The 20,090-nt window shown below is 58.8% G+C and carries 24 protein-coding genes; 8 read left to right on the top strand and 16 right to left on the bottom strand.

Translation table 11 applies throughout. The features are described from left to right. Position 1: 1 nt before the first annotated feature. A complete protein-coding gene (locus tag ACIF4X_RS25085; RefSeq protein ID WP_397484150.1) occupies positions 2–241 on the bottom strand; it encodes a DUF1161 domain-containing protein in 240 nt (79 codons plus the stop codon). Between the two features lie 240 nt (positions 242–481). Further along, positions 482–913 carry an OsmC family protein gene (locus ACIF4X_RS25080; protein ID WP_322845443.1) on the bottom strand — a complete coding sequence of 144 codons (432 nt, stop codon included), beginning with the start codon at positions 911–913 and terminating at the stop codon, positions 482–484. Positions 914–1,154: 241 nt separating this feature from the next. On the opposite strand from ACIF4X_RS25080, the gene ACIF4X_RS25075 reads away from it, so the two are divergent. Next, entirely contained in the window at positions 1,155–2,156 is a 1,002-nt protein-coding gene (locus tag ACIF4X_RS25075; RefSeq protein WP_034152274.1) for an LLM class flavin-dependent oxidoreductase, read from the top strand. Between the two features lie 259 nt (positions 2,157–2,415). On the opposite strand, the gene ACIF4X_RS25070 is transcribed toward ACIF4X_RS25075, so the two are convergent. Beyond that, positions 2,416–2,640: a DUF1161 domain-containing protein gene (locus ACIF4X_RS25070; RefSeq protein ID WP_397484148.1), complete on the bottom strand. Its 225-nt coding sequence runs from the start codon at positions 2,638–2,640 to the stop codon at positions 2,416–2,418. Between the two features lie 127 nt (positions 2,641–2,767). Next, a complete protein-coding gene (locus tag ACIF4X_RS25065; RefSeq protein ID WP_007911688.1) occupies positions 2,768–2,983 on the bottom strand; it encodes a dodecin in 216 nt (71 codons plus the stop codon). Positions 2,984–3,140: 157 nt separating this feature from the next. Between ACIF4X_RS25065 and ACIF4X_RS25060 the strand changes: the two genes are divergently transcribed. Continuing rightward, on the top strand, positions 3,141–3,467 hold the full coding sequence (locus tag ACIF4X_RS25060; RefSeq protein WP_007911686.1) for a YqjD family protein: 327 nt from the start codon (positions 3,141–3,143) through the stop codon (positions 3,465–3,467). On the opposite strand, the gene ACIF4X_RS25055 is transcribed toward ACIF4X_RS25060, so the two are convergent. Then, positions 3,440–4,357, bottom strand: coding sequence for a LysR family transcriptional regulator (locus tag ACIF4X_RS25055; RefSeq protein ID WP_397484147.1), 918 nt, complete (start codon positions 4,355–4,357; stop codon positions 3,440–3,442). The genes ACIF4X_RS25060 and ACIF4X_RS25055 overlap by 28 nt on opposite strands. 114 nt (positions 4,358–4,471) lie before the next feature. On the opposite strand from ACIF4X_RS25055, the gene trpB reads away from it, so the two are divergent. From trpB to ACIF4X_RS25040, 3 genes are all read left to right on the top strand, one after another. Next, positions 4,472–5,704: a tryptophan synthase subunit beta gene (gene trpB, locus ACIF4X_RS25050; protein ID WP_397484146.1), complete on the top strand. Its 1,233-nt coding sequence runs from the start codon at positions 4,472–4,474 to the stop codon at positions 5,702–5,704. Then, complete coding sequence (trpA, locus tag ACIF4X_RS25045) at positions 5,704–6,516, top strand: tryptophan synthase subunit alpha (protein ID WP_397484145.1); 813 nt, start codon at positions 5,704–5,706, stop codon at positions 6,514–6,516. Before trpB ends, trpA begins: the two co-directional genes overlap by 1 nt. 122 nt (positions 6,517–6,638) lie before the next feature. Continuing rightward, positions 6,639–7,094 (top strand): anti-virulence regulator CigR family protein, encoded by a 456-nt coding sequence (locus ACIF4X_RS25040; RefSeq protein ID WP_397484144.1) that lies wholly within the window; start codon positions 6,639–6,641, stop codon positions 7,092–7,094. A 95-nt stretch (positions 7,095–7,189) separates the two neighbouring features. Here ACIF4X_RS25040 and ACIF4X_RS25035 read toward each other — a convergent pair whose 3' ends face one another. From ACIF4X_RS25035 to ACIF4X_RS24985, 11 genes are all read right to left on the bottom strand, one after another. Continuing rightward, entirely contained in the window at positions 7,190–9,151 is a 1,962-nt protein-coding gene (locus tag ACIF4X_RS25035; protein ID WP_397484142.1) for a DUF4105 domain-containing protein, read from the bottom strand. After that, positions 9,148–9,468, bottom strand: a complete 321-nt coding sequence (locus ACIF4X_RS25030; RefSeq protein WP_397484141.1) for a DUF2388 domain-containing protein — start codon at positions 9,466–9,468, stop codon at positions 9,148–9,150. The genes ACIF4X_RS25035 and ACIF4X_RS25030 overlap by 4 nt, the downstream gene beginning before the upstream one ends. Positions 9,469–9,511: 43 nt before the next feature. Then, entirely contained in the window at positions 9,512–9,829 is a 318-nt protein-coding gene (locus ACIF4X_RS25025; RefSeq protein ID WP_397484140.1) for a DUF2388 domain-containing protein, read from the bottom strand. 107 nt (positions 9,830–9,936) lie between these two features. Then, the gene (locus ACIF4X_RS25020; RefSeq protein WP_397484139.1) at positions 9,937–10,254 is read right to left on the bottom strand and encodes a DUF2388 domain-containing protein; all 318 of its coding nucleotides are present in this window, start codon (positions 10,252–10,254) and stop codon (positions 9,937–9,939) included. 135 nt (positions 10,255–10,389) lie between these two features. Next, positions 10,390–10,599, bottom strand: coding sequence for a DUF1127 domain-containing protein (locus ACIF4X_RS25015; protein WP_397484138.1), 210 nt, complete (start codon positions 10,597–10,599; stop codon positions 10,390–10,392). Between the two features lie 257 nt (positions 10,600–10,856). Next, positions 10,857–11,072: a DUF1127 domain-containing protein gene (locus ACIF4X_RS25010; RefSeq protein ID WP_007911656.1), complete on the bottom strand. Its 216-nt coding sequence runs from the start codon at positions 11,070–11,072 to the stop codon at positions 10,857–10,859. Positions 11,073–11,393: 321 nt separating this feature from the next. Continuing rightward, entirely contained in the window at positions 11,394–12,887 is a 1,494-nt protein-coding gene (locus tag ACIF4X_RS25005) for an acetyl-CoA hydrolase/transferase family protein (protein WP_397484137.1), read from the bottom strand. A 214-nt stretch (positions 12,888–13,101) separates the two neighbouring features. Further along, positions 13,102–14,535: an NAD(P)(+) transhydrogenase (Re/Si-specific) subunit beta gene (locus ACIF4X_RS25000; RefSeq protein WP_397484136.1), complete on the bottom strand. Its 1,434-nt coding sequence runs from the start codon at positions 14,533–14,535 to the stop codon at positions 13,102–13,104. Further along, entirely contained in the window at positions 14,535–14,855 is a 321-nt protein-coding gene (locus tag ACIF4X_RS24995; RefSeq protein WP_003187417.1) for an NAD(P) transhydrogenase subunit alpha, read from the bottom strand. Before ACIF4X_RS24995 ends, ACIF4X_RS25000 begins: the two co-directional genes overlap by 1 nt. 15 nt (positions 14,856–14,870) lie before the next feature. Then, a complete protein-coding gene (locus ACIF4X_RS24990; protein ID WP_397484135.1) occupies positions 14,871–15,992 on the bottom strand; it encodes a Re/Si-specific NAD(P)(+) transhydrogenase subunit alpha in 1,122 nt (373 codons plus the stop codon). Positions 15,993–16,426: 434 nt separating this feature from the next. Then, complete coding sequence (locus tag ACIF4X_RS24985) at positions 16,427–17,326, bottom strand: LysR family transcriptional regulator (protein WP_397484134.1); 900 nt, start codon at positions 17,324–17,326, stop codon at positions 16,427–16,429. Between the two features lie 158 nt (positions 17,327–17,484). Between ACIF4X_RS24985 and ACIF4X_RS24980 the strand changes: the two genes are divergently transcribed. From ACIF4X_RS24980 to ACIF4X_RS24970, 3 genes are all read left to right on the top strand, one after another. Next, complete coding sequence (locus tag ACIF4X_RS24980; RefSeq protein ID WP_397484133.1) at positions 17,485–18,666, top strand: acyl-CoA dehydrogenase; 1,182 nt, start codon at positions 17,485–17,487, stop codon at positions 18,664–18,666. A 13-nt stretch (positions 18,667–18,679) separates the two neighbouring features. Then, complete coding sequence (locus ACIF4X_RS24975) at positions 18,680–19,900, top strand: CaiB/BaiF CoA transferase family protein (RefSeq protein ID WP_397484132.1); 1,221 nt, start codon at positions 18,680–18,682, stop codon at positions 19,898–19,900. Further along, positions 19,900–20,090: hypothetical protein (locus ACIF4X_RS24970; RefSeq protein WP_397484131.1), on the top strand; the 191-nt coding region annotated here is incomplete at its 3' end. The genes ACIF4X_RS24975 and ACIF4X_RS24970, both read left to right, overlap by 1 nt.

Raw genomic sequence — 20,090 nt, 5'->3', positions numbered from 1 at the left:
CTTAGCTGTCGTTCTTTTGATAAATGATGGCTTTGGTGCCGTTCTCACATGAACCGACCACCATGGCGATGTCATGTTTTGCGGCTTCTTCCTTGCTGACGATTTCCAGCGTGTAGGACGGCACTGCTTTAGCCTGAATCTTTACTTCGATTTCTTTTTTCAGTTCTTCGCAACTTTTGGGTGCCGCAATTACCGAAGTGGCCAGTGCACTGCAGAGGATCGCCAAGCCAATACGTTTCATGAGTGAAGCTCCCTGAGGCAGCGCGCACGGGCGTGCGCTGAAGCTGCTGTCACTTATTCGACCATATTTTTACAGCGAGGGTTCTGACTTCGCTCACAACTTGTGCTTAAGGTTTCAGACCTGTGTCGATTTAGAAATCGCCTTCGCGAGCAGGCTCGCTCCCACATTGGAACTGTGTGCCACACGAATCCCTGTGGGAGCGAGCCTGCTCGCGAGGGCGTCAGATCAGCCAGAGACAAATTAGCTGACCAACGAAGCCTCAAGCGTAATCTTCGCATTAAGTACTTTGGAAACCGGACACCCTTCCTTGGCCTTGTTGCTCAGCTCCTCGAACTGCGCCTGCGTCGCCCCCGGGATTTTAGCCTTGAGGATCAGCTTCACTGCGGTGATCGCGAACCCGCCCTCTACCTGATCGAGGGTCACTTCAGCCTGAGTGTCGATACTGTCGGCTTTGAGTCCCGCATCGCCCAAAATCATCGAAAACGCCATGGAGAAACAGCCGGCATGTGCAGCGCCGATCAGTTCTTCCGGGTTGGTGCCCTTACCGCCCTCAAAGCGCGCCTTGAAACCATAGGGGGCTTCTCTGAGGACACCGGTTTCGGTGGAGATCGAGCCGATGCCCGTTTTCAGATCGCCTGCCCAATGTGCGGATGCTTTCTTCACGATAGCCATGTCTGCCTCCTCAAGATCTGGCGCGGAAACGCCGCGCCGTCGTGGTTTTACTTGCAAGGCTTCTGAGGATAGACGCCGCAGCAAAGTTCAGCGCGACTGAATCGTTGACTTTTTTAGTAGGAAATTTCATCGCTGCTATTGAAACTCGGGTATATGCCCTCATTGCATCAAACACGCTTATGAATTCGGCAGGTTTTCGTTCGCATAAATAACCTGCCTCCCGACTCGGAGACGCAGGTTTATGAAACAACTGTCCGACGTAAAATTTTCCACCCTCGATCTGGTGCCGGTGCGCGAGAACGGCAGCCCGGCGCAGTCGCTGCGCAATTCGCTGGATCTGGCGCAGCACGTCGAGAAATTCGGCTACACGCGGTTCTGGGTGGCAGAACACCACAACATGGACGGCATCGCCAGTTCCGCGACGTCTGTATTACTCGGTTATCTGGCTGGCGGGACGTCGACCATTCGTGTCGGCTCCGGCGGTGTGATGCTGCCCAATCATGCGCCGCTGGTGATTGCCGAGCAGTTCGGCACCCTCGAAAGTCTGTATCCGGGCCGGATCGACCTCGGCCTGGGCCGTGCGCCGGGTTCCGATCAGATGACCGCTCGTGCTCTGCGTCGCGAGCGCTCCGGCAGCGCTGATGACTTCCCCGAGGACGTCGCCGAACTGGTGCGCTACCTCGGCCCGCGTACCCCGGATCAGCGCGTGATTGCCATGCCGGGCACCGGCACCAACGTGCCGATCTGGCTGCTCGGTTCCAGTCTGTTCAGTGCGCAACTGGCCGGTGAGCGCGGGTTGCCTTACGCCTTCGCCTCGCATTTCGCCCCGCGCTTCATGCACGAGGCTATTCGCGTTTATCGCAATCACTTCAAGCCGTCGGCGGTGCTCGACAAGCCATACGTGATGCTGGGTGTGCCGCTGGTGGCGGCGGATACCGATGAACAAGCCGATTACCTGGCGACCTCGGTGTATCAGCGCATTCTCGCCTTGATGCGTGGGCAGAGCCTGGTGCAGCGTCCGCCAGTGAAAACCATGGATGGCTTGTGGCTGCCGCATGAGCGTGAGGCGGTGGGGGATTTCCTTGGGCTGGCGATGGTTGGCAGCCCGCAGAAGATTCGCGCCAAGCTTGAGGTGTTGGTTGAACAGACGCAGGCGGATGAGCTGATTTTTACCAGTGATTTGTATGAACACGCTGATCGTGTGCATTCGTACGAGTTGCTGGCGCAGGTGATGAAGGGCTGAAAAGCCGAAAGGCACCCTCACCCTAGCCCTCTCCCCGAGGGAGAGGGGACTGACCGGGTTGAATGTTCGAGATACATCGAACTGAAAAATCGAGTCGAACTCACGGTCTGAACAGCCCCCGATCTGCTCCCTCTCCCCCTCGCCCCCCTTGGGGGAGAGGGCTGGGGTGAGGGGGTTCGATTTCAAATCCACAAAAATCTCAAATCCCGGACACAAAAAAGCCGACGCCTTCACGTCGGCTTTTGCATTTCAGGCCCGTTCAACCGCGCTTGTAGACGATTTCCTTGGAGCCAGCTTCGCAGGTGCCAACGACCTTGGCGCCTGCATCTGCACCCTTATCAACAATCTCCAGCGAATACCCGGAAACGCCCTTGGCATCAATCTTCGCCGCAATTTCGCTTTTCAAATCTTCACAAGGCTTACCGGCAGCAAACGCACCACCCGCAAGGCTCAACAAACCTACTGCCAACATGAACTTCTTCATCGGTCGCACTCCCTGGTCGGATTAAAAGAGGCGGGCATCGAGGTTTCACCCGATGCACTCACCCTGTAGCGCTTTGCCATTCCTATGGCACTCGGCCAGCGCGCAAGTTCAGAAGACTAGACCAAACTCAGCTGCTGGCAATCCTGAAGCCGACTTTCAGCGTCACTTGAAAGTGCGCAGCCTTGCCGTCCTTGATGTGGCCACGGGTGTCGACCACTTCAAACCACTCAAGATGCTTGATGCTCTTGTTGGCTTCGGCCAGCGCGTTGTTGATGGCATCTTCGATGCTGCTGGCGGACGAACCGACCAGCTCGACTTTCTTGTACGTGTGATGGTCACTCATAACGATCTCCTTGGCGTGTGGATTTGAGACTAGCAGTGAATCTGCACTGTTGATTTCGGTGGCGGCGCGCAAGCGAAGTTCAGATTTTCTGCACTTTCTCAAACCGCTGAAGTCCCAACCAACACACGCCACTCATCACCAATGCAGGAGAGCCACCATGGCCAACACCTCTTTACGTAAAGCCTCGTTGCAAAGCATGGAAGCCGAGATCGAGAGTCTGCTCAAGTCGTTGGAAAGCCTGAAGGACGACGCTTCGGACGAGTCGCGCAAGACCCTCAAGGCGCTGAAAAGCAATGCCGAAAGCGCGCTGAAACATTCGCGTCACCTGCTCAGCGATGCCTATGAAGAAGTCAAAGTGAAAACCCGCGAAACCGGGATCGCCACCCGTGATTACGCGCAGGAACATCCGTGGACGACGGCCGGTGTGGCCGTGGGTGCGATCGGCTTGCTCGCCGCTTACTTGCTGTTCAAGCGCGGCGAGTGATCGCTCTGGCGCAGCTCATTCTTGAGCCATTGCGCCAGTTGCCGGGCGCGCCCGTCTGCGGCGCGCTTGGGTAGCCACAACGCCAGTTGCGCCGGGGTTTCACAGAAACCCCACGGCGCAACCAGGCGACCGGCCTTCAAATCTTCTGTTACCAGCGGTTCGGGCGCGATAGCCACGCCAAGCCCAGCAACTGCTGCTTCCAGCAAATAATACAAATGCTCGAAACCCTGCCCCAACCTCAGCGCTTTGGCGTCGAGGTGGTTTTGCTGTGCCCAACTCGGCCACGCCTGTGGACGAGAAGTAGTGTGCAGCAGCGGTTCATCCAACAGCTCTGAGGCTGGCGCCGTTTGCAGGCGTTGATAGCCGCTGAACAACGGACTCATGACCGGGCCGATGCGTTCTGCCGCCAGTTCATAAACTTGCATATCCGCAGGCCACGGTGGTTCGGCGAACAGCAGCAAAGCGTCCAGTCCCGGGCGACGAGGGTCGAGATCGCCTTCACCCGCTGACAGATGCAGGCGCAAATCCGGCAGATCAGCATTCAATCGCCCCAAACGCGGAATAAACCAGCGCGCCAGCAGGCTCCCCGAGCAACCTAAGACGAACGGCGCATCCGCCGTGCTTTGCGTCAATTCAGCACAAACACTGCGCAACCGATCAAACGCCTCGCCGCTGGCATCGCGCAACCGCACGCCAGAATCTGTGAGTTTCAAGCCGCGTCCATCCTTGACGAACAGACTGACGCCGAGATGTTCTTCAAGCGCTTTGAGCTGTCGACTGACCGCGCCATGGGTGACGTGCAGCTGTTCGGCGGCCTGACTGACGCTATTCAATCGGGCCGTGGCTTCGAACGCACGCAAGGCGTTCAGCGGAGGAAGATCGTGGCTCATGGTATCTGTGAGTTTTCCTGACAGGTTGTGGCGATCTTATCGGTTTTCAGCGTAGTAGGTCAGGGGTAGAGTGGTCGTCATTGTCTTTTGACCCGAATTCACCTGGAGCGAATCATGACCCAGACTTCGAACACCTCTGATCTGCGTAATGGCCCGGACGATAACGGCCTGTTCGGCTCGTTCGGTGGCCGCTACGTGGCAGAAACCCTGATGCCGTTGATCCTCGATCTGGCCCGCGAATACGAAGCGGCCAAGGAAGATCCGGCGTTCAAAGAAGAATTGGCCTACTTCCAGCGCGACTACGTCGGACGTCCGAGCCCACTGTATTTCGCCGAACGCCTGACCGAGTTCTGCGGCGGCGCGAAGATTTATCTCAAGCGCGAAGAGCTCAACCACACCGGCGCGCACAAGATCAACAACTGCATCGGCCAGATCCTGCTGGCGCGGCGCATGGGCAAAAAACGCATCATCGCCGAGACCGGCGCCGGCATGCACGGCGTGGCCACGGCCACCGTCGCTGCGCGTTTCGGTCTGGATTGCGTGATCTACATGGGCACCACTGACATCGAACGTCAGCAGGCCAACGTGTTCCGCATGAAACTGCTGGGCGCTGAAGTGATTCCAGTGGTTGCCGGCACCGGTACTCTGAAAGACGCGATGAACGAAGCGCTGCGTGACTGGGTAACCAACGTCGACAACACCTTCTACCTGATCGGCACTGTGGCCGGCCCGCACCCGTATCCAGCGATGGTTCGCGACTTCCAGGCCGTGATCGGCAAGGAAACCCGCGATCAGTTGCAGGCTCAGGAAGGTCGCCTGCCGGACAGCCTGGTGGCGTGCATCGGTGGCGGTTCCAACGCAATGGGCCTGTTCCACCCGTTCCTCGACGACAAGAGCGTTGAGATCATCGGCGTTGAAGCGGCGGGTTACGGCATCGAAACCGGCAAGCACGCGGCGAGCCTGAACGGCGGCGTTCCGGGTGTGTTGCACGGCAACCGCACCTTCCTGCTGCAGGACGACGACGGCCAGATCATCGACGCCCACTCGATTTCCGCCGGCCTCGACTACCCGGGCATCGGCCCGGAACACGCGTGGTTGCATGACATCGGTCGTGTTCAGTACACCTCGGTGACTGACGACGAGGCCCTCGACGCGTTCCACAAATGCTGCCGTCTGGAAGGGATCATTCCTGCCCTGGAAAGCGCTCACGCTCTGGCTGAAGTGTTCAAACGCGCACCGCAGCTGCCGAAGGATCACCTGATGGTGGTCAACCTGTCCGGCCGTGGCGACAAAGACATGCAGACCGTCATGCATCACATGGAAAACTCAAAGCAGGAGAAACACTGATGAGCCGCCTGCAAAGCCGTTTTGCCGACCTCAAAGAACAGAACCGCGCCGCGCTGGTGACCTTCGTCACCGCCGGTGATCCGGACTACGACACTTCGCTGGCGATCCTCAAAGGTTTGCCGGGTGCTGGCGCCGACGTGATCGAGCTGGGCATGCCGTTCACCGACCCGATGGCCGACGGCCCGGCGATTCAGCTGGCGAACATCCGTGCTTTGGGCGCCAAGCAGAACCTGGTGAAAACCCTGCAGATGGTTAGCGAGTTCCGCGAAGGCAACAGCGACACGCCTTTGGTGCTGATGGGCTACTTCAACCCGATCCACATGTATGGCGTTGAACGCTTCATCGCTGACGCGAAAGAGGCGGGCGTCGACGGTCTGATCGTGGTCGACATGCCGCCTGAGCACAACGCTGAACTGTGCGATCCGGCGCAGGCTGCGGGTCTCGACTTTATTCGTCTGACCACGCCGACTACTGACGATGCGCGTCTGCCGAAAGTGCTCAATGGCAGCTCCGGTTTCGTTTATTACGTGTCGGTGGCCGGTGTGACCGGTGCTGGCGCTGCAACGCTGGAGCACGTTGAAGAGGCGGTCACCCGTCTGCGTCGTCATACCGATCTGCCAATCAGCATCGGTTTCGGTATCCGAACCCCGGAGCAAGCGGCGGCCATCGCGCGTCTGGCTGATGGTGTTGTGGTGGGCTCGGCGTTGATCGATCACATCGCCAACGCGACCACGCCAGCGCAAGCCGTCGACGGTGTACTGAGCTTGTGCTCGGCACTCTCCGAAGGCGTGCGTAAGGCCCGCGTCAGCTGAAGGTAAAGTTCCTGATACAGAGGAATTAGCGCCTCGCGGCACAGACTAATCCAGCAAGACCGAGGGATTCAGAACCACGTTCTGAATCCCTTTTTGCTGTTCGTGCCGTGAGGAAAGACCCGATGAAAATGCCGAAACGTCTGATGGCCGGATTGGGCGTACTGATGATCAGCGCGACACCGCTGCTGGCCAGCGCCGATCAGCGCGATGATCACGACCACGGCGGCCCGCAGCAGGGCCAGTACGACAACCACGGTAATGACCATCGCGATGATCATCGTGGTCCGTCAAACGATCACCGTGGCGGGCCGCCGCCGCGCGACTTTGGACCGGTGCGCCAGACCATTCGTGATAATCATGGCTATTTCGTGCGCGGTGCGCCGCCACCTCCGGGGATTCATCTGGAACGTGGCCGACCGTTGCCACACGGGTATTACGGTGAACGTCTGGACGGTCGCGCGTTGGGTCGTTTGCCGGTGTATCCGGGTTACGAATGGCGTCGGGCGGGGGGCGATATTGTGCTGATCGCAGTGGGCACCGGGATCGTTTACGAAATTCTGGATGGGGTTTTGTATTAATCGTTAGTCAGTCAAAAGATCGCAGCCTGCGGCAGCTTCTACAGGGATATTCACAAATCCATGTAGGAGCTGCCGCAGGCTGCGATCTTTTGCTGTCAAGGCAGTTCCAGGCCGCCAGAGGCCTTGTGCAATTTGCGCAAATGCGCGCCAATCTGCTTCACATTCTCCTCGCTGGCCGCAATCTCGGCAGCGCGCTTGGGCTCCAGCAACTTGCGCACTTCGGCGTCGAGATCGCCGGACAGTGCCAGCAGCTTCTTCTGCCGCTGACTGCTCTCCGCTTCCAGTCGAGTGAACTCGGTCGGCTGCGGTAATCCGTACCCCTTGGCGTCGAGCAATTCTGCCGGACGGCTGAGGAACCCGCTATTGGCGAGGATTTCCTGCAAGGTCGCATTGGCCTTGTCCATGCCGCCGTTTTCCAGCTCGCGCGCACCGAGGTAACGCTGCTTGACCTCGTCCTGAGCCAGCAGCAACTGGCGCCGATAACTGGCCTGCTCTAACAGCAGCAGTGCGGCGCTGGTGCGCAAATCGGCGCGCTCGAACCACTCACGACGTTCTTCGGCGGTGAGCGACAGCCATTCCTCGACGGTGGTCTGTTTGATCGGCAGTTGCTTCTTCAGCACATCGAACATCGCCTGATAGCGATCGCGGAATGAGTCGAAGCGGTAACCCAGACGCAGCGCTTCTTTCGGATCATCCAGCACGCTGGTGTCCGCCAGACCGCGGCCCTTCATCACCTCCAGCAAGCCGTTGGGCATGATGCTGTCCAGGCCGACGAACTGATTGTTGTTGCTGCCGCTGCGCAACAGCTTCAGACCTTCTACCGCGCAGTTGTTGGAGAGGAAGAAGTAGTTGCCGTCGTAGCTCCAGTGCATTTCGGCGGCGTGTTCGACCACGCCTTCGATCTCGTTGCGGGAGAGGTTCAGCGGCACCGAGGCGAGGCTGCGAAGTTCGGTCTTGGTGTATTCGTCGATGACCTGAGCCAATGGCAGGACGAACAGCCGCGACGGGTATTTGCCGACCAGTCCGTCCCAGCTCGACAGTTGTACATCACCGACAAAGGCGCGGTAGGACAACACCAGATGCTGATCCAGGTCGAGTCGGCAATCCGGCCCACGCGGGCGGCCCGGTGCGCAAATCACCAGGCGCAACATACTGTGGCCCCAGCGGCTGACCCAGTTCTGATTGGCCTCGGCCAACAGGTAATCAACGGCGTAGACCCGCTCGGGATCGACCTGTCCCAAGGGTTGCTTGGCGAAGTCGTTGCCGGCATTGAGAAACGCGAAAGTCTTGCTGCAAGTGTCCTTGGCCGGCGGCGCCCAGCCGAAGTGTTCCTGGTAATAGCGATACAGCGCCGGGCGGCGGCAGGCGTAGCTCGGGTCGAGGAGGAAATACTCCATGTTGACCGCGACGAACTCCTTGGGACTGGAGATTTCGTACAGGTCCGGGCTGCGGGCGATCTGGCGGTTGTGCTGTTCACGTTCACCCCGCCGACCGACGTATTGCTGCCAACCGGCGAGGTCGAGCAGACGCGGGTCATCGCTGAGGGTGAAGCGACGGCCGTTCTGGCCGCGACACTCGTCGGGAATGCCGATCAGCCCGGCGCTGTTGAAGCGGCGCGTACAGCGCTGAATCAGCGTGCGCTCGGCATCCGGCCATAAGCGGGCGCGGTCATAGATATGGGTAATTTCGTGCAGCACCGTGGCGAGCAGTTCCTGGCGCACAGTGCCGTGGGGGCGATTGGTTTTTGCTTTAGCGGCGCTGCCATCGGTGAGACCGGCGAGCAGTTTTCGATTCAGATCGAGCTCGGCCACCAGCGTGGCCTGGCCATAGGCATTGCCGGGCATGTCGTCAGTCCAGCCGACATCGATGCGCCGATCCAGCCGCTCGATAAAGCTCGGCGGCAGCTTTTGCATGGCCTCATCGATCAACGCCTGGCTGGCCTGTTGTTGGGCAGGGCTCAGACCGTCGGTCTTGAGCCGCAGTTGCAGGCCGGCGTGAGCGCTGTTGCCAAGCAGCAACAACGCCCCGGCCAGCAGCCAGGTGCCGAGTGACTTCACAGTGCGAGAATGGCTTCGGCGAGAACCTGATCGCTGGCGTCACGCGCTTCCGGAACACGAGTGCGCAGGGTGTTCAGCGCGGCTTCCAGATGCGCGCCACGGATATCACCGTTGGTGGCGACGAAACTGGCAGCATCGTCGTGGGCTTCGCGGATGATTTTCGAATCGCGGATCGACGTGGTGGTGTCGGAGGTGAAATCGATGGTGCGCTGGGAGGCACGAACGATGATGTTACTGGTGGCTACCAGGGTGTGCGCCTGGGCCACTTCGGCCAACAAAAACAGGCCAAGGGCGGCAGCAATCAGCGGGCTACGCATGGAACGACTCCGGAAGGGCAAGGATAACTGGGGTAAAGGATAACTATTGGACGAGAATTGCTTCTGCCAGTTCAAGGTCGCTGACATGAAGTTTCGGCCGGGTTTTGCGCAAGTAATGCAACGCAGATTCCAGACGAGCGCCTCGCCATTCACCGTCACTGGCAACAAACGCGGCCGCGTCATCGTGGGCGGCGAGCAGTAGTTTACGGTCGAAAGGTGCGGAAGACACCATGCTGGTGGCGTAACCGCTGACGACAGTGCCTTGCGTCGACGCATTGAAAGCATCAAAGGCATTGACCGGCGTCGCCCAGCAGGCGGTGAACAATACGGAGGGGATCAATAGATTTGGAAGAAAGCGCATCGGACTCGGTAACTGTTGGCGAGCCCAAAGGCTAGCGCAATGCCCGGGCCAGAGCCAGCGCGGAAACATCGGGACACGCCCGGCGTGTCCCGATGGGTACCTGGCGCTTAGATCGTCAGGATGGCCTGAGCCAGTTGTGCGTCAGTAACTTGCAGCTGTGGCGCCTGGTGACGGATGTGATCCAGTGCGCTTTCCAGTTTCACCCCACGGATTTCGCCTTCGCTGGCCACGAAGCTGGCAGCGTCGTCACGGGCGGCAAGAACGATCTTGTCGTCACGGAAGGACGAGGTGACGTCGGAAGTCGCGTCAGATGAAGACTTCAGTGCACCGACAACGGCGTCGGTGGTGACGATGAAGCTGGTGGCGCTGGCGTTGGCAGCCACGGCCAGCAGGGCGGCAGCGCTGAGCAGTCGAAGACGGGACATGGTGTAACTCCTGTGGATAAACCGTAATGAGAGGTGGCTCGGTATCTGAGGAGTCAGACGCCAGTGACACAGCATTCGCCACGTTCTGCGTGGATATTAGGCCTGCTTTGCGAGGTTCGCACAGTGGGCAAAATGCTAGCGCCAGAACGGTTTATCCAGTTCATTCAGGCGATCGGCGTGGCTGAGGCCTAAATCGGCTAGATCTCGACTGTCGAGTTGAAACAGCAGACGCCGCGATCTGGCGCGCTCCAGGGACTCCCACAGGCCGCGGAACAAGCGTCGCAAGGCGTTGGGGCGAGCAACCGGCAGGCTCGAAGTTTCCGAAACATCCTGTAAGTCTTTCATGGCGTATTCCTTTTACCGGTGAAGGTGGAAGGTCATGTTGAGCCTGTGAGAGACAAAGATGCAGATACACTCGAGTAAAATTGTACTGGTTCAGATTGTGGTTTTTTGAAACTGTACATGTCTACTGGATCAGCAGGTGTACCGGAATTTTCTAACCCCGAAAACGACAAAACCCGTCGTGGTTTCCCACGACGGGTTTCGTTTGTTCAATTCGGGTTGCTGGCGGTGGGTCTAACGACCAGAGCCAGCGACGCTACTTAGCGCCAGAACGGCTTGCTCAGCTCTTCGTAGCGTTGTGCTTCGCTGATACCGGCGTCAGCCAGCAGACGCGAATCCAGGCGAGCCAGTTGATGGCGGCTGGAGATGCGGCGCTGCCACAACATCAGGTTGGCGATAACGCGCAGAGGCAGGGAAGCCTGGGTGTTTACAGCTTTGTCTTCGAAGAACAGTTCGGAACTGAGTGTACGTTCCATGGTTGACATCCTTCCGCTTGTGGCGGGATCAGGTAGTGGTTTGACTGGTGCCCATGATCCTCTCGTTTGCCAAGTCTCTCTAGATACAGTTCAACTGTATTGTGAGTGACCAGTTAACTGTTTATAGGGGGTGTACGGGTCAAAATTGAGCAAACTGTACCTGTCCGCACTCAAGTGGTGCATTTTTACTCACTTAAGCTGAAAAGGTAGGCAAATGCTGTAGGAAATGACCGGTACAGTAGTACAGTTTTTTCCAGGTGGGAGGCTTGCGAACGTTCGCTGACGCAAACTGTATTTGCGTCAGCGGTTTATCTGTGTGAATCAGACAGCGAGCATGCGCCCGGTTTCTTCCAGGTTAATGTGCCAGCTCAAGGCTTCCCGCAGGATGTGCGGGGTGTGACCACCGATTGCACAAGCCGCCGTGAAGTAATCATTCAGCGCCTGACGGAAGTCCGGGTGCACACAGTTGTCGATGATTACCCGTGCGCGTTCCCGTGGTGCCAAGCCACGCAGGTCGGCCAGACCCACCTCTGTCACCAGAATGTCAACGTCGTGCTCGGTGTGGTCGACGTGGCTGACCATTGGCACCACGCTGGAAATCGCGCCACCCTTGGCGATCGACTTGGTCACGAACACTGCCAGATGCGCATTACGCGCGAAGTCGCCGGAACCGCCAATGCCATTCATCATCCGCGTGCCGCAGACGTGCGTGGAATTGACGTTGCCGTAGATATCGAACTCCAGCGCCGTGTTGATCCCGATGATGCCCAGCCGGCGCACCACTTCCGGGTGGTTGGAGATCTCCTGCGGACGCAGCACCAGTTTGTCCTTGTACTTCTCCAGATTGCCAAACACGTCGCTGTTGCGCCGTTCCGACAGGGTGATCGAGCTGCCCGAAGCAAAACTCAGCTTGCCGGCGTCGATCAGGTCGAAGGTCGAATCCTGCAGCACTTCGGAGTACATCGTCAGGTCTTCGAACGGCGAGTCGATCAGACCGCACATCACCGCGTTGGCAATGTTGCCGATCCCGGCCTGCAGCGGGCCGAGCTTGTTGGTCATGCGCCCGGCGTCGACTTCCTGCTTGAAGAAGGTGATCAGGTGATCGGCGATGGCATTGGTGTCGACATCTGGCGACGACACAGTGGACGGCGAATCCGCCTGCTGGGTGATGACGATGGCGACAATCTTCTCCGGCGGGATCGGAATCGCCGTGCTGCCGATGCGGTCGTCGACCTTTACCAGCGGGATCGGCGTGCGCGTCGGGCGATAGGTCGGGATATAGATGTCATGCAGGCCTTCGAGGTTGGCGTTGTGCGCCAGATTGATCTCGACGATCACCTGTTTGGCGAAAATCGCGAAGCTCGCTGAGTTGCCCACTGAAGTGGTCGGCACGATGTGGCCTTGCTCGGTGATGGCTACAGCTTCGATGACCGCGATATCCGGCAGCTTCAGTTGCTGGTTGCGCAGTTGCTCGACGGTTTCCGACAGGTGCTGGTCGATGAACATCACTTGGCCGGCGTTGATTGCCTTGCGCAAGGTGCTGTCGACCTGGAATGGCATGCGTCGCGACAGTACGCCGGCTTCGGTCAGTTGCTTGTCGAGGTCGTTGCCCAGGCTGGCACCGGTCATCAGGCTGATCTTCAGCGGCGTGACCTTGGCCCGCTCGGCCAATGCGTGGGGAACGGCTTTGGCTTCGCCGGCGCGGGTGAAACCGCTCATGCCGACGGTCATGCCGTCTTCAATCAGAGCGGCGGCGTCGGCAGCGCTCATCACTTTATCCAACAACGAAGGCAGGCGAATACGGTCACGGTACATGGATTATTATCTCGGGCAACGAGTAGCAGGATGCGCAGTCTAGTGAATTTGACGGGCGCCTGTCCCGCTACCAAGGTCGCAAACGAGGCGTCTATTTAGCGGGTTTCAAGTAAAACACCGTTACCGGATCTGCAACAACGCGGCATATTGTCCGACTGTTTGTGCAAACAAAAACGCCCCGACAAGTCGGGGCGTTCGGTATTGCAGCGGGAAATTACTCGACCGCTTTGACCATGTCTTCGATGACTTTCTTCGCGTCGCCGAACACCATCATGGTTTTGTCCAGGTAGAACAGTTCGTTGTCCAGACCGGCGTAGCCGCTGGCCATCGAGCGCTTGTTGACGATGATGGTCTTGGCCTTGAACGCTTCGAGAATCGGCATGCCGGCAATCGGTGATTTCGGATCGTTCTTCGCGGCCGGGTTGACCACGTCGTTCGCGCCGAGCACCAGCACCACGTCGGCCTGGCCGAACTCGGAGTTGATGTCTTCCATCTCGAACACCTGGTCGTAAGGCACTTCGGCCTCGGCGAGCAGAACGTTCATGTGCCCCGGCATCCGCCCGGCAACCGGGTGGATCGCGTACTTCACGGTCACGCCACGGTGGGTCAGTTTCTCGGTCAGCTCTTTCAGCGCATGTTGTGCACGCGCTACAGCCAAGCCGTAACCCGGCACGATGATCACGGTGTCGGCGTTGGTCAGCAGGAAAGTCGCGTCGTCTGCCGAACCGGATTTCACCGGCCGCGCTTCTTTCGCGCCCGCCGGGCCAGCGTCTGCCGTATTGCCGAAACCGCCGAGCAGTACATTAAAGAAGGAACGGTTCATCGCCTTGCACATGATGTACGAGAGGATCGCACCGCTCGAACCCACCAACGAGCCTGCAATGATCAGCATCGAGTTGTTCAGCGAGAAACCGATACCTGCCGCCGCCCAGCCCGAATAGCTGTTGAGCATCGACACCACGACCGGCATGTCGGCGCCGCCGATCGGGATGATGATCAGCACGCCCATCACGAACGCCAGCGCCAGCATCAGCGCGAACGCAGTGAGGTTGCCGGTGAACATGAAGGTCAGGCCGAGTGCCAGCGTCGCCAGACCCAGCACGGCGTTCAGCTTGTGCTGACCGGAGAACTGTACCGGTGCGCCCTGGAACAGACGGAACTTGTACTTGCCCGACAGTTTGCCGAACGCGATTACCGAACCAGAGAAGGTAATCGCACCGATCGCCGCACCGAGGAACAGCTCCAGGCGGTTACCCGTCGGAATCGAATCGCCTAGCTGTTTAACGATACCCAGCGATTGCGGTTCAACCACGGCGGCAATCGCGATGAACACTGCTGCCAGACCAATCATGCTGTGCATGAAGGCGACCAGTTCCGGCATCTTGGTCATTTCAACGCGCTTGGCCATGATCGAACCGGCGGTGCCACCGATCAGCAGGCCGACGATCACGTAACCGATACCGGCAGTGGCCAGCTCAGCTCCGAGCTTATAGATGAGGCCGACGGTGGTCAGGATGGCCAGCGCCATGCCGAGCATGCCAAACAGATTGCCGCGCCGCGATGTAGTCGGGTGCGACAGGCCTTTAAGGGCCTGGATAAAGCAGATCGACGCGATCAGGTAGAGCGTCGTGACGAGATTCATGCTCATTACTTCGGCGCCTCTTCTTTTACTTTCGGGGCTTTCTTCTTGAACATCTCAAGCATGCGGCGGGTGACCAGGAAGCCACCGAACACATTGACCGCTGCCAATGCCACGGCGAGGGTGCCCATGGTTTTGCCCAGCGGCGTTACGGTCAGTGCGGCCGCCAGCATGGCGCCAACGATCACGATCGCGGAGATGGCGTTGGTCACCGCCATCAATGGCGTGTGCAGCGCAGGTGTAACGTTCCAGACCACGTGGTAACCGACATAAATCGCCAGCACGAAGATGATCAGGTTGTAGATACCGGGGGAGATAAGCTCTTCCATCGTCTGAATCCCTGCTTAGGCGTTTTTGCGGATGACTTGGCCGTCGCGGCACATCAGGCACGCGGCGACGATATCGTCTTCGAGGTTGACGTCGAACTGGCCTTCTTTGGTGAAAACCAGCTTGAGGAAGTCCAGCAGGTTGCGTGCGTACAGCGCCGAAGCGTCTGCAGCGACTTCGCCGGCCAGATTGGTCGGGCCACAAATGGTCACGCCATTTTCGACCACGACCTGATCAGCCACGGTCAGCGGGCAGTTGCCACCCTGAGCCGCCGCGAGGTCGATGACCACCGAACCCGGTTTCATCTGCGCCACGGTGTCCGCGCTCAACAGCGTCGGTGCCTTGCGGCCCGGAATCAGTGCGGTGGTGATGACGATGTCAGCCTGCTTGGCGCGTTCGTGCACGGCCTGCGCCTGACGTTGCATCCAGCTCGCCGGCATTGGGCGCGCGTAACCGCCGACACCGACGGCGCATTCGCGCTCTTCATCGGTCTCGTACGGCACGTCGACGAACTTCGCGCCGAGGGATTCGATCTGCTCTTTTACCGCCGGACGCACATCGGACGCTTCGATCACCGCCCCCAGACGTTTCGCCGTGGCAATCGCCTGCAACCCGGCTACACCGGCGCCGAGAATCAGCACGCGCGCCGCTTTCACGGTGCCCGCAGCGGTCATCAGCATCGGCATGAAGCGTGGATAGTGGTGAGCGGCCAGCAACACAGCCTTGTAGCCGGCAATGTTCGCCTGCGACGACAACACATCGAGACTCTGCGCGCGCGAGGTGCGCGGCGCCGCTTCGAGGGCGAACGCGGTAATGCCGCACTCGGCCATCTTCGCGATGGTTTCGTTGTTGAACGGGTTGAGCATGCCCACCAGCACCGTACCGCGCTTGATCAGCGTCAGTTCGGCATCGCTTGGGGCGACCACTTTGAGAATCAGCTCGGCGCCAAACGCGTCATTGGCACTGCCAATGGTTGCGCCTGCCGCTTCATAGGCACTGTCGACCACACTGGCTTTTACGCCGGCGCCGGTTTGCACCGGGACGGGATGACCTTGGCGGATCAGCTTTTTTATGGTTTCCGGGGTTGCAGCAACCCGTGTTTCACCGGGCTGGGGTTCGAGAGGAACACCAATGTGCACGTCAAATCTCCTGCGTGATCGTATTGAGGACACCCATGCACTACGGATGGTGCGACTGGGGCGGCCGATCAGCACGATCCCGCCAAATCAGGGCGGGGCGCGGCATTTTGCAGGCGAACTTTATGCCCTTCAAGGGATTATGACGGGTGACGGAAAATTAACTACAAGTCATGCCGTGACCGAATGTCGCAGATGGCCAGCTGAATCCCTTGCAGACCGTGCCTTGTAAGGATTCTGGCCGAATATGGAAAAATTTCTCATCGGTGACGTGAATAGGCAGTAATGCGTCGTTGATGAAGGCTCAAAGCCACGTCGTCAGGCGCTTGTGGGACGTCTGTACGACTTTCGGATACAGTCAGTGAAATTGCGACAAATACTTATATCTGTAGGGCTTTGTATTTCCTGACTACGGGGTTAGCTATCCCTGTAAGCCCTTATCCTTCTAGGCTGTAGCTGTTTGCCTGGCTCACCAGCCAGTCGCGAAATGCCTTGAGGGACGCTGATTCGACCTTTCGCTCGGGAATCATCAAGTAATACGCCTTGATGCTGGAGAGCGCCTGCGGGTTGGCAATCACCAAGCGCTTCTCGGCCAGTTCACGCTGGATCAGGAACGGTGGAATCAGCGCGATCCCCATGTCGTGCATGGCCGCCTGGGCGAGCATGGAGAATAGCTCGTAGCGCGGACCTGTCATGTCGCGGGGGATATTCAGGTGCTGCGAGTTGAACCATTGGCGCCAGGCATAGGGGCGCGTGGTTTGCTGCAGCAGCGGTAGCTCGACAATCTCATCGGCTGTCAGATGGGTCTTGTTGCCGAGTAGGGCAGGGCTGCACACCGGCATCGGATTCTCGCCCATCAGCCTGTGGGATTCGGTACCGGACCAATCGGCATCGCCGAAGTAAATCGCAGCATCGAATTCGGTATCGGCAAACAGAAAGGGCCGGGTGCGGTTGGTCAGGTTGACCGTGACTTCCGGGTGCTTGAGCTGGAAATCCTTGAGACGCGGCAGTAGCCATTGCGTGCCGAACGTCGGCACCACCGCGAGTTCGATCACATTGGTGCCTTGCTGGCCCATCACTGAGAGAGTGTCGCGCTCAACCGCATCGAGTTGCGTCGCGACCCGGCGGCTGTAGGAGAGTCCCGCTTCGGTCAGCTTCACTCCGCGTCGCGAGCGTCGGAACAGTTCCACGCTGAGGAACTCCTCAAGGCTGGCAATCTGTCGGCAAATGGCGCCTTGGGTGAGGGAAAGTTCTTCGGCAGCGCGGGTAAAGCTCTCGTGGCGCGCGGCGGCTTCGAAGCTGATCAGGGCGGTAGTGCTGGGGATTTTCCTGCGCATGTACGTCAACCTCACTAATGCGCCGCATAAAAGGCATTTCGCGACGTTTCGGAGTGAGAAATTAGCACAACAGAATGCGAAATCCTCGTTTGCCGCGACGGCGAACCGCGCCTAGGATCAATGCCACGTTAATTCAGCCGATTTACGAGGACACACTCATGGGCGCCAAAGCTAGCTTCAACTGGATCGATCCCCTGCTGCTGGATCAACAGCTCACCGAAGAAGAGCGCATGATCCGCGACACCGCCGAGCAGTTCGCTCAACAGAGCCTCGCGCCGCGTGTCCTCGAAGCTTTCCGTCATGAGAAGACTGACCCGGCGATCTTCCGCGAAATGGGCGAAGTTGGTCTGTTGGGCGCGACCATCCCCGAGCAGTACGGTGGCAGTGGCCTCAACTATGTCAGCTACGGCCTGATTGCTCGCGAAGTGGAGCGTGTCGACTCCGGCTATCGCTCGATGATGAGCGTGCAGTCGTCGCTGGTCATGGTGCCGATCAATGAATTCGGTACCGAAGCACAGAAACAGAAATACCTGCCGAAACTGGCCTCCGGCGAATGGATCGGCTGTTTCGGCCTGACCGAGCCTAATCACGGTTCCGACCCAGGTGCGATGATTACTCGTGCACGCAAAGTCGAGGGCGGGTACAGCCTGACTGGCGCGAAGATGTGGATCACCAACAGCCCGATCGCTGATGTGTTCGTGGTCTGGGGCAAGGACGACGCCGGCGACATCCGTGGTTTCGTGTTGGAGAAGGGCTGGAAAGGCCTGAGCGCTCCGGCGATTCACGGCAAGGTTGGTCTGCGTGCATCGATCACTGGTGAAATCGTCATGGATAACGTGTTCGTGCCGGAAGAGAACATCTTCCCGGATGTGCGTGGCTTGAAAGGTCCGTTCACCTGCCTGAACTCTGCGCGCTACGGCATTTCCTGGGGCGCACTGGGCGCTGCCGAATTCTGCTGGCACACCGCTCGCCAGTACACGCTGGATCGTCAGCAATTCGGTCGTCCATTGGCCGCTACTCAGCTGATCCAGAAGAAACTGGCCGACATGCAGACCGAGATCACGCTGGCGCTGCAAGGTTGTCTGCGTCTGGGTCGTATGAAGGACGAAGGCACGGCTGCGGTCGAAATCACTTCGATCATGAAGCGTAACTCCTGCGGTAAGTCGCTGGACATCGCCCGTATGGCGCGCGACATGTTGGGTGGTAACGGTATCTCCGACGAGTTTGGCGTGGCGCGTCATCTGGTTAACCTGGAAGTGGTGAATACCTATGAAGGCACTCACGACGTCCACGCGCTGATCCTTGGGCGTGCGCAAACCGGTCTGCAGGCGTTCTATTAATAGGAGAGCGACCATGGGCGCGCTGTCGCATCTGCGGGTACTGGATTTATCGCGAGTGTTGGCCGGGCCTTGGGCCGGGCAGATCCTCGCCGACCTTGGTGCGGAGGTGATCAAGGTCGAGCGCCCTGGCAATGGTGACGACACTCGCGCCTGGGGGCCCCCCTTCCTTAAGGACGCTTATGGCGAGAACACGTCAGAGGCAGCTTATTACCTGTCAGCCAACCGCAACAAGCAATCGGTGACCATCGACTTCACGCGTCCCGAGGGGCAGAAGCTGGTGCGCGATCTGGCGGTCAAGTCGGACATCCTTATCGAAAACTTCAAGGTCGGTGGCCTTGCGGCTTATGGGCTGGACTATGCGTCGCTGAAGGCGCTCAACCCGAATCTGATCTATTGCTCGATTACTGGCTTCGGTCAGACCGGGCCTTATGCCAAGCGTGCCGGCTATGACTTCATGATTCAGGGACTGGGTGGGCTGATGAGCCTGACCGGTCGTCCCGAGAGCGATGAAGGCGCCGGGCCGGTGAAGGTCGGTGTGGCACTGACGGATATCCTTACGGGGCTTTATTCGACTGTCGCGATACTGGCGGCGTTGGCTCATCGCGATCACGACGGAGGTGGTCAGCACATCGATATGGCGTTGCTGGATGTTCAGGTAGCGTGTCTGGCCAACCAGGCGATGAATTATCTGACCACGGGCAATGCGCCTAAGCGTCTGGGCAATGCGCATCCAAACATCGTGCCTTATCAGGACTTTCCTACGGCCGACGGCGACTTCATTCTTACCGTGGGTAACGACGGGCAGTTCCGCAAGTTTGCCGAAGTGGCGGGGCAACCGCAGTGGGCTGACGATCCGCGGTTTGCTACTAATAAGCTGCGAGTAGCGAATCGGGCGGTGTTGATTCCATTGATTCGCCAGGCGACGGTATTCAAGACTACCGCTGAATGGGTGGTTCAATTGGAGCAGGCCGGCGTGCCGTGTGGGCCGATCAATGATCTGTCGCAGGTGTTTGAAGATCCGCAGGTGAAAGCCCGCGGCCTGGCGATAGAGCTGCCGCATGCGTTGGCGGGGATGGTGCCCCAAGTCGCCAGCCCGATCCGTTTGTCGCAGACGCCGGTTGAGTACCGCCTCGCGCCGCCTTTATTGGGTGAGCATACGCTGGAGGTTCTGCAGAGTGTGCTGGGCTTGGGCGCGGGTGCGGTGGCTGAGTTGAAGGCGGCTGGGGTGCTCTGATGATCCCTCTATATAGAGGGAGTAGTGTTTCCTTCCTATATAGAGAGGCGTTTGGTCGTTTTTTAACCAATCTGCAAGTGATTGAAAGAAAAGCGAAATTAACGGTTGACGGCAGATTTCAGATGTCTATAATTCGCCCCACTTCCGGCGCAGTCGAAACGGAAAACTCCTTGAGATTCAAAGAGTTATG

Source organism: Pseudomonas sp. NPDC085632 (genome assembly GCF_044541255.1).
In the GTDB taxonomy this organism is placed as follows: domain Bacteria; phylum Pseudomonadota; class Gammaproteobacteria; order Pseudomonadales; family Pseudomonadaceae; genus Aquipseudomonas.
This window is presented reverse-complemented; position numbering and strand designations above follow the sequence as displayed.

What these genes read in the sequence shown, in the direction of transcription:
- ACIF4X_RS25085 (WP_397484150.1), bottom strand. Translation starts at nt 241, where the DNA reads ATGAAACGTATTGGCTTGGCGATCCTCTGCAGTGCACTGGCCACTTCG.
- ACIF4X_RS25080 (WP_322845443.1), bottom strand. Translation starts at nt 913, where the DNA reads ATGGCTATCGTGAAGAAAGCATCCGCACATTGGGCAGGCGATCTGAAA.
- ACIF4X_RS25075 (WP_034152274.1), top strand. Translation starts at nt 1,155, where the DNA reads ATGAAACAACTGTCCGACGTAAAATTTTCCACCCTCGATCTGGTGCCG.
- ACIF4X_RS25070 (WP_397484148.1), bottom strand. Translation starts at nt 2,640, where the DNA reads ATGAAGAAGTTCATGTTGGCAGTAGGTTTGTTGAGCCTTGCGGGTGGT.
- ACIF4X_RS25065 (WP_007911688.1), bottom strand. Translation starts at nt 2,983, where the DNA reads ATGAGTGACCATCACACGTACAAGAAAGTCGAGCTGGTCGGTTCGTCC.
- ACIF4X_RS25060 (WP_007911686.1), top strand. Translation starts at nt 3,141, where the DNA reads ATGGCCAACACCTCTTTACGTAAAGCCTCGTTGCAAAGCATGGAAGCC.
- ACIF4X_RS25055 (WP_397484147.1), bottom strand. Translation starts at nt 4,357, where the DNA reads ATGAGCCACGATCTTCCTCCGCTGAACGCCTTGCGTGCGTTCGAAGCC.
- trpB (WP_397484146.1), top strand. Translation starts at nt 4,472, where the DNA reads ATGACCCAGACTTCGAACACCTCTGATCTGCGTAATGGCCCGGACGAT.
- trpA (WP_397484145.1), top strand. Translation starts at nt 5,704, where the DNA reads ATGAGCCGCCTGCAAAGCCGTTTTGCCGACCTCAAAGAACAGAACCGC.
- ACIF4X_RS25040 (WP_397484144.1), top strand. Translation starts at nt 6,639, where the DNA reads ATGAAAATGCCGAAACGTCTGATGGCCGGATTGGGCGTACTGATGATC.
- ACIF4X_RS25030 (WP_397484141.1), bottom strand. Translation starts at nt 9,468, where the DNA reads ATGCGTAGCCCGCTGATTGCTGCCGCCCTTGGCCTGTTTTTGTTGGCC.
- ACIF4X_RS25025 (WP_397484140.1), bottom strand. Translation starts at nt 9,829, where the DNA reads ATGCGCTTTCTTCCAAATCTATTGATCCCCTCCGTATTGTTCACCGCC.
- ACIF4X_RS25020 (WP_397484139.1), bottom strand. Translation starts at nt 10,254, where the DNA reads ATGTCCCGTCTTCGACTGCTCAGCGCTGCCGCCCTGCTGGCCGTGGCT.
- ACIF4X_RS25015 (WP_397484138.1), bottom strand. Translation starts at nt 10,599, where the DNA reads ATGAAAGACTTACAGGATGTTTCGGAAACTTCGAGCCTGCCGGTTGCT.
- ACIF4X_RS25010 (WP_007911656.1), bottom strand. Translation starts at nt 11,072, where the DNA reads ATGGAACGTACACTCAGTTCCGAACTGTTCTTCGAAGACAAAGCTGTA.
- ACIF4X_RS25005 (WP_397484137.1), bottom strand. Translation starts at nt 12,887, where the DNA reads ATGTACCGTGACCGTATTCGCCTGCCTTCGTTGTTGGATAAAGTGATG.
- ACIF4X_RS25000 (WP_397484136.1), bottom strand. Translation starts at nt 14,535, where the DNA reads ATGAGCATGAATCTCGTCACGACGCTCTACCTGATCGCGTCGATCTGC.
- ACIF4X_RS24995 (WP_003187417.1), bottom strand. Translation starts at nt 14,855, where the DNA reads ATGGAAGAGCTTATCTCCCCCGGTATCTACAACCTGATCATCTTCGTG.
- ACIF4X_RS24985 (WP_397484134.1), bottom strand. Translation starts at nt 17,326, where the DNA reads ATGCGCAGGAAAATCCCCAGCACTACCGCCCTGATCAGCTTCGAAGCC.
- ACIF4X_RS24980 (WP_397484133.1), top strand. Translation starts at nt 17,485, where the DNA reads ATGGGCGCCAAAGCTAGCTTCAACTGGATCGATCCCCTGCTGCTGGAT.
- ACIF4X_RS24975 (WP_397484132.1), top strand. Translation starts at nt 18,680, where the DNA reads ATGGGCGCGCTGTCGCATCTGCGGGTACTGGATTTATCGCGAGTGTTG.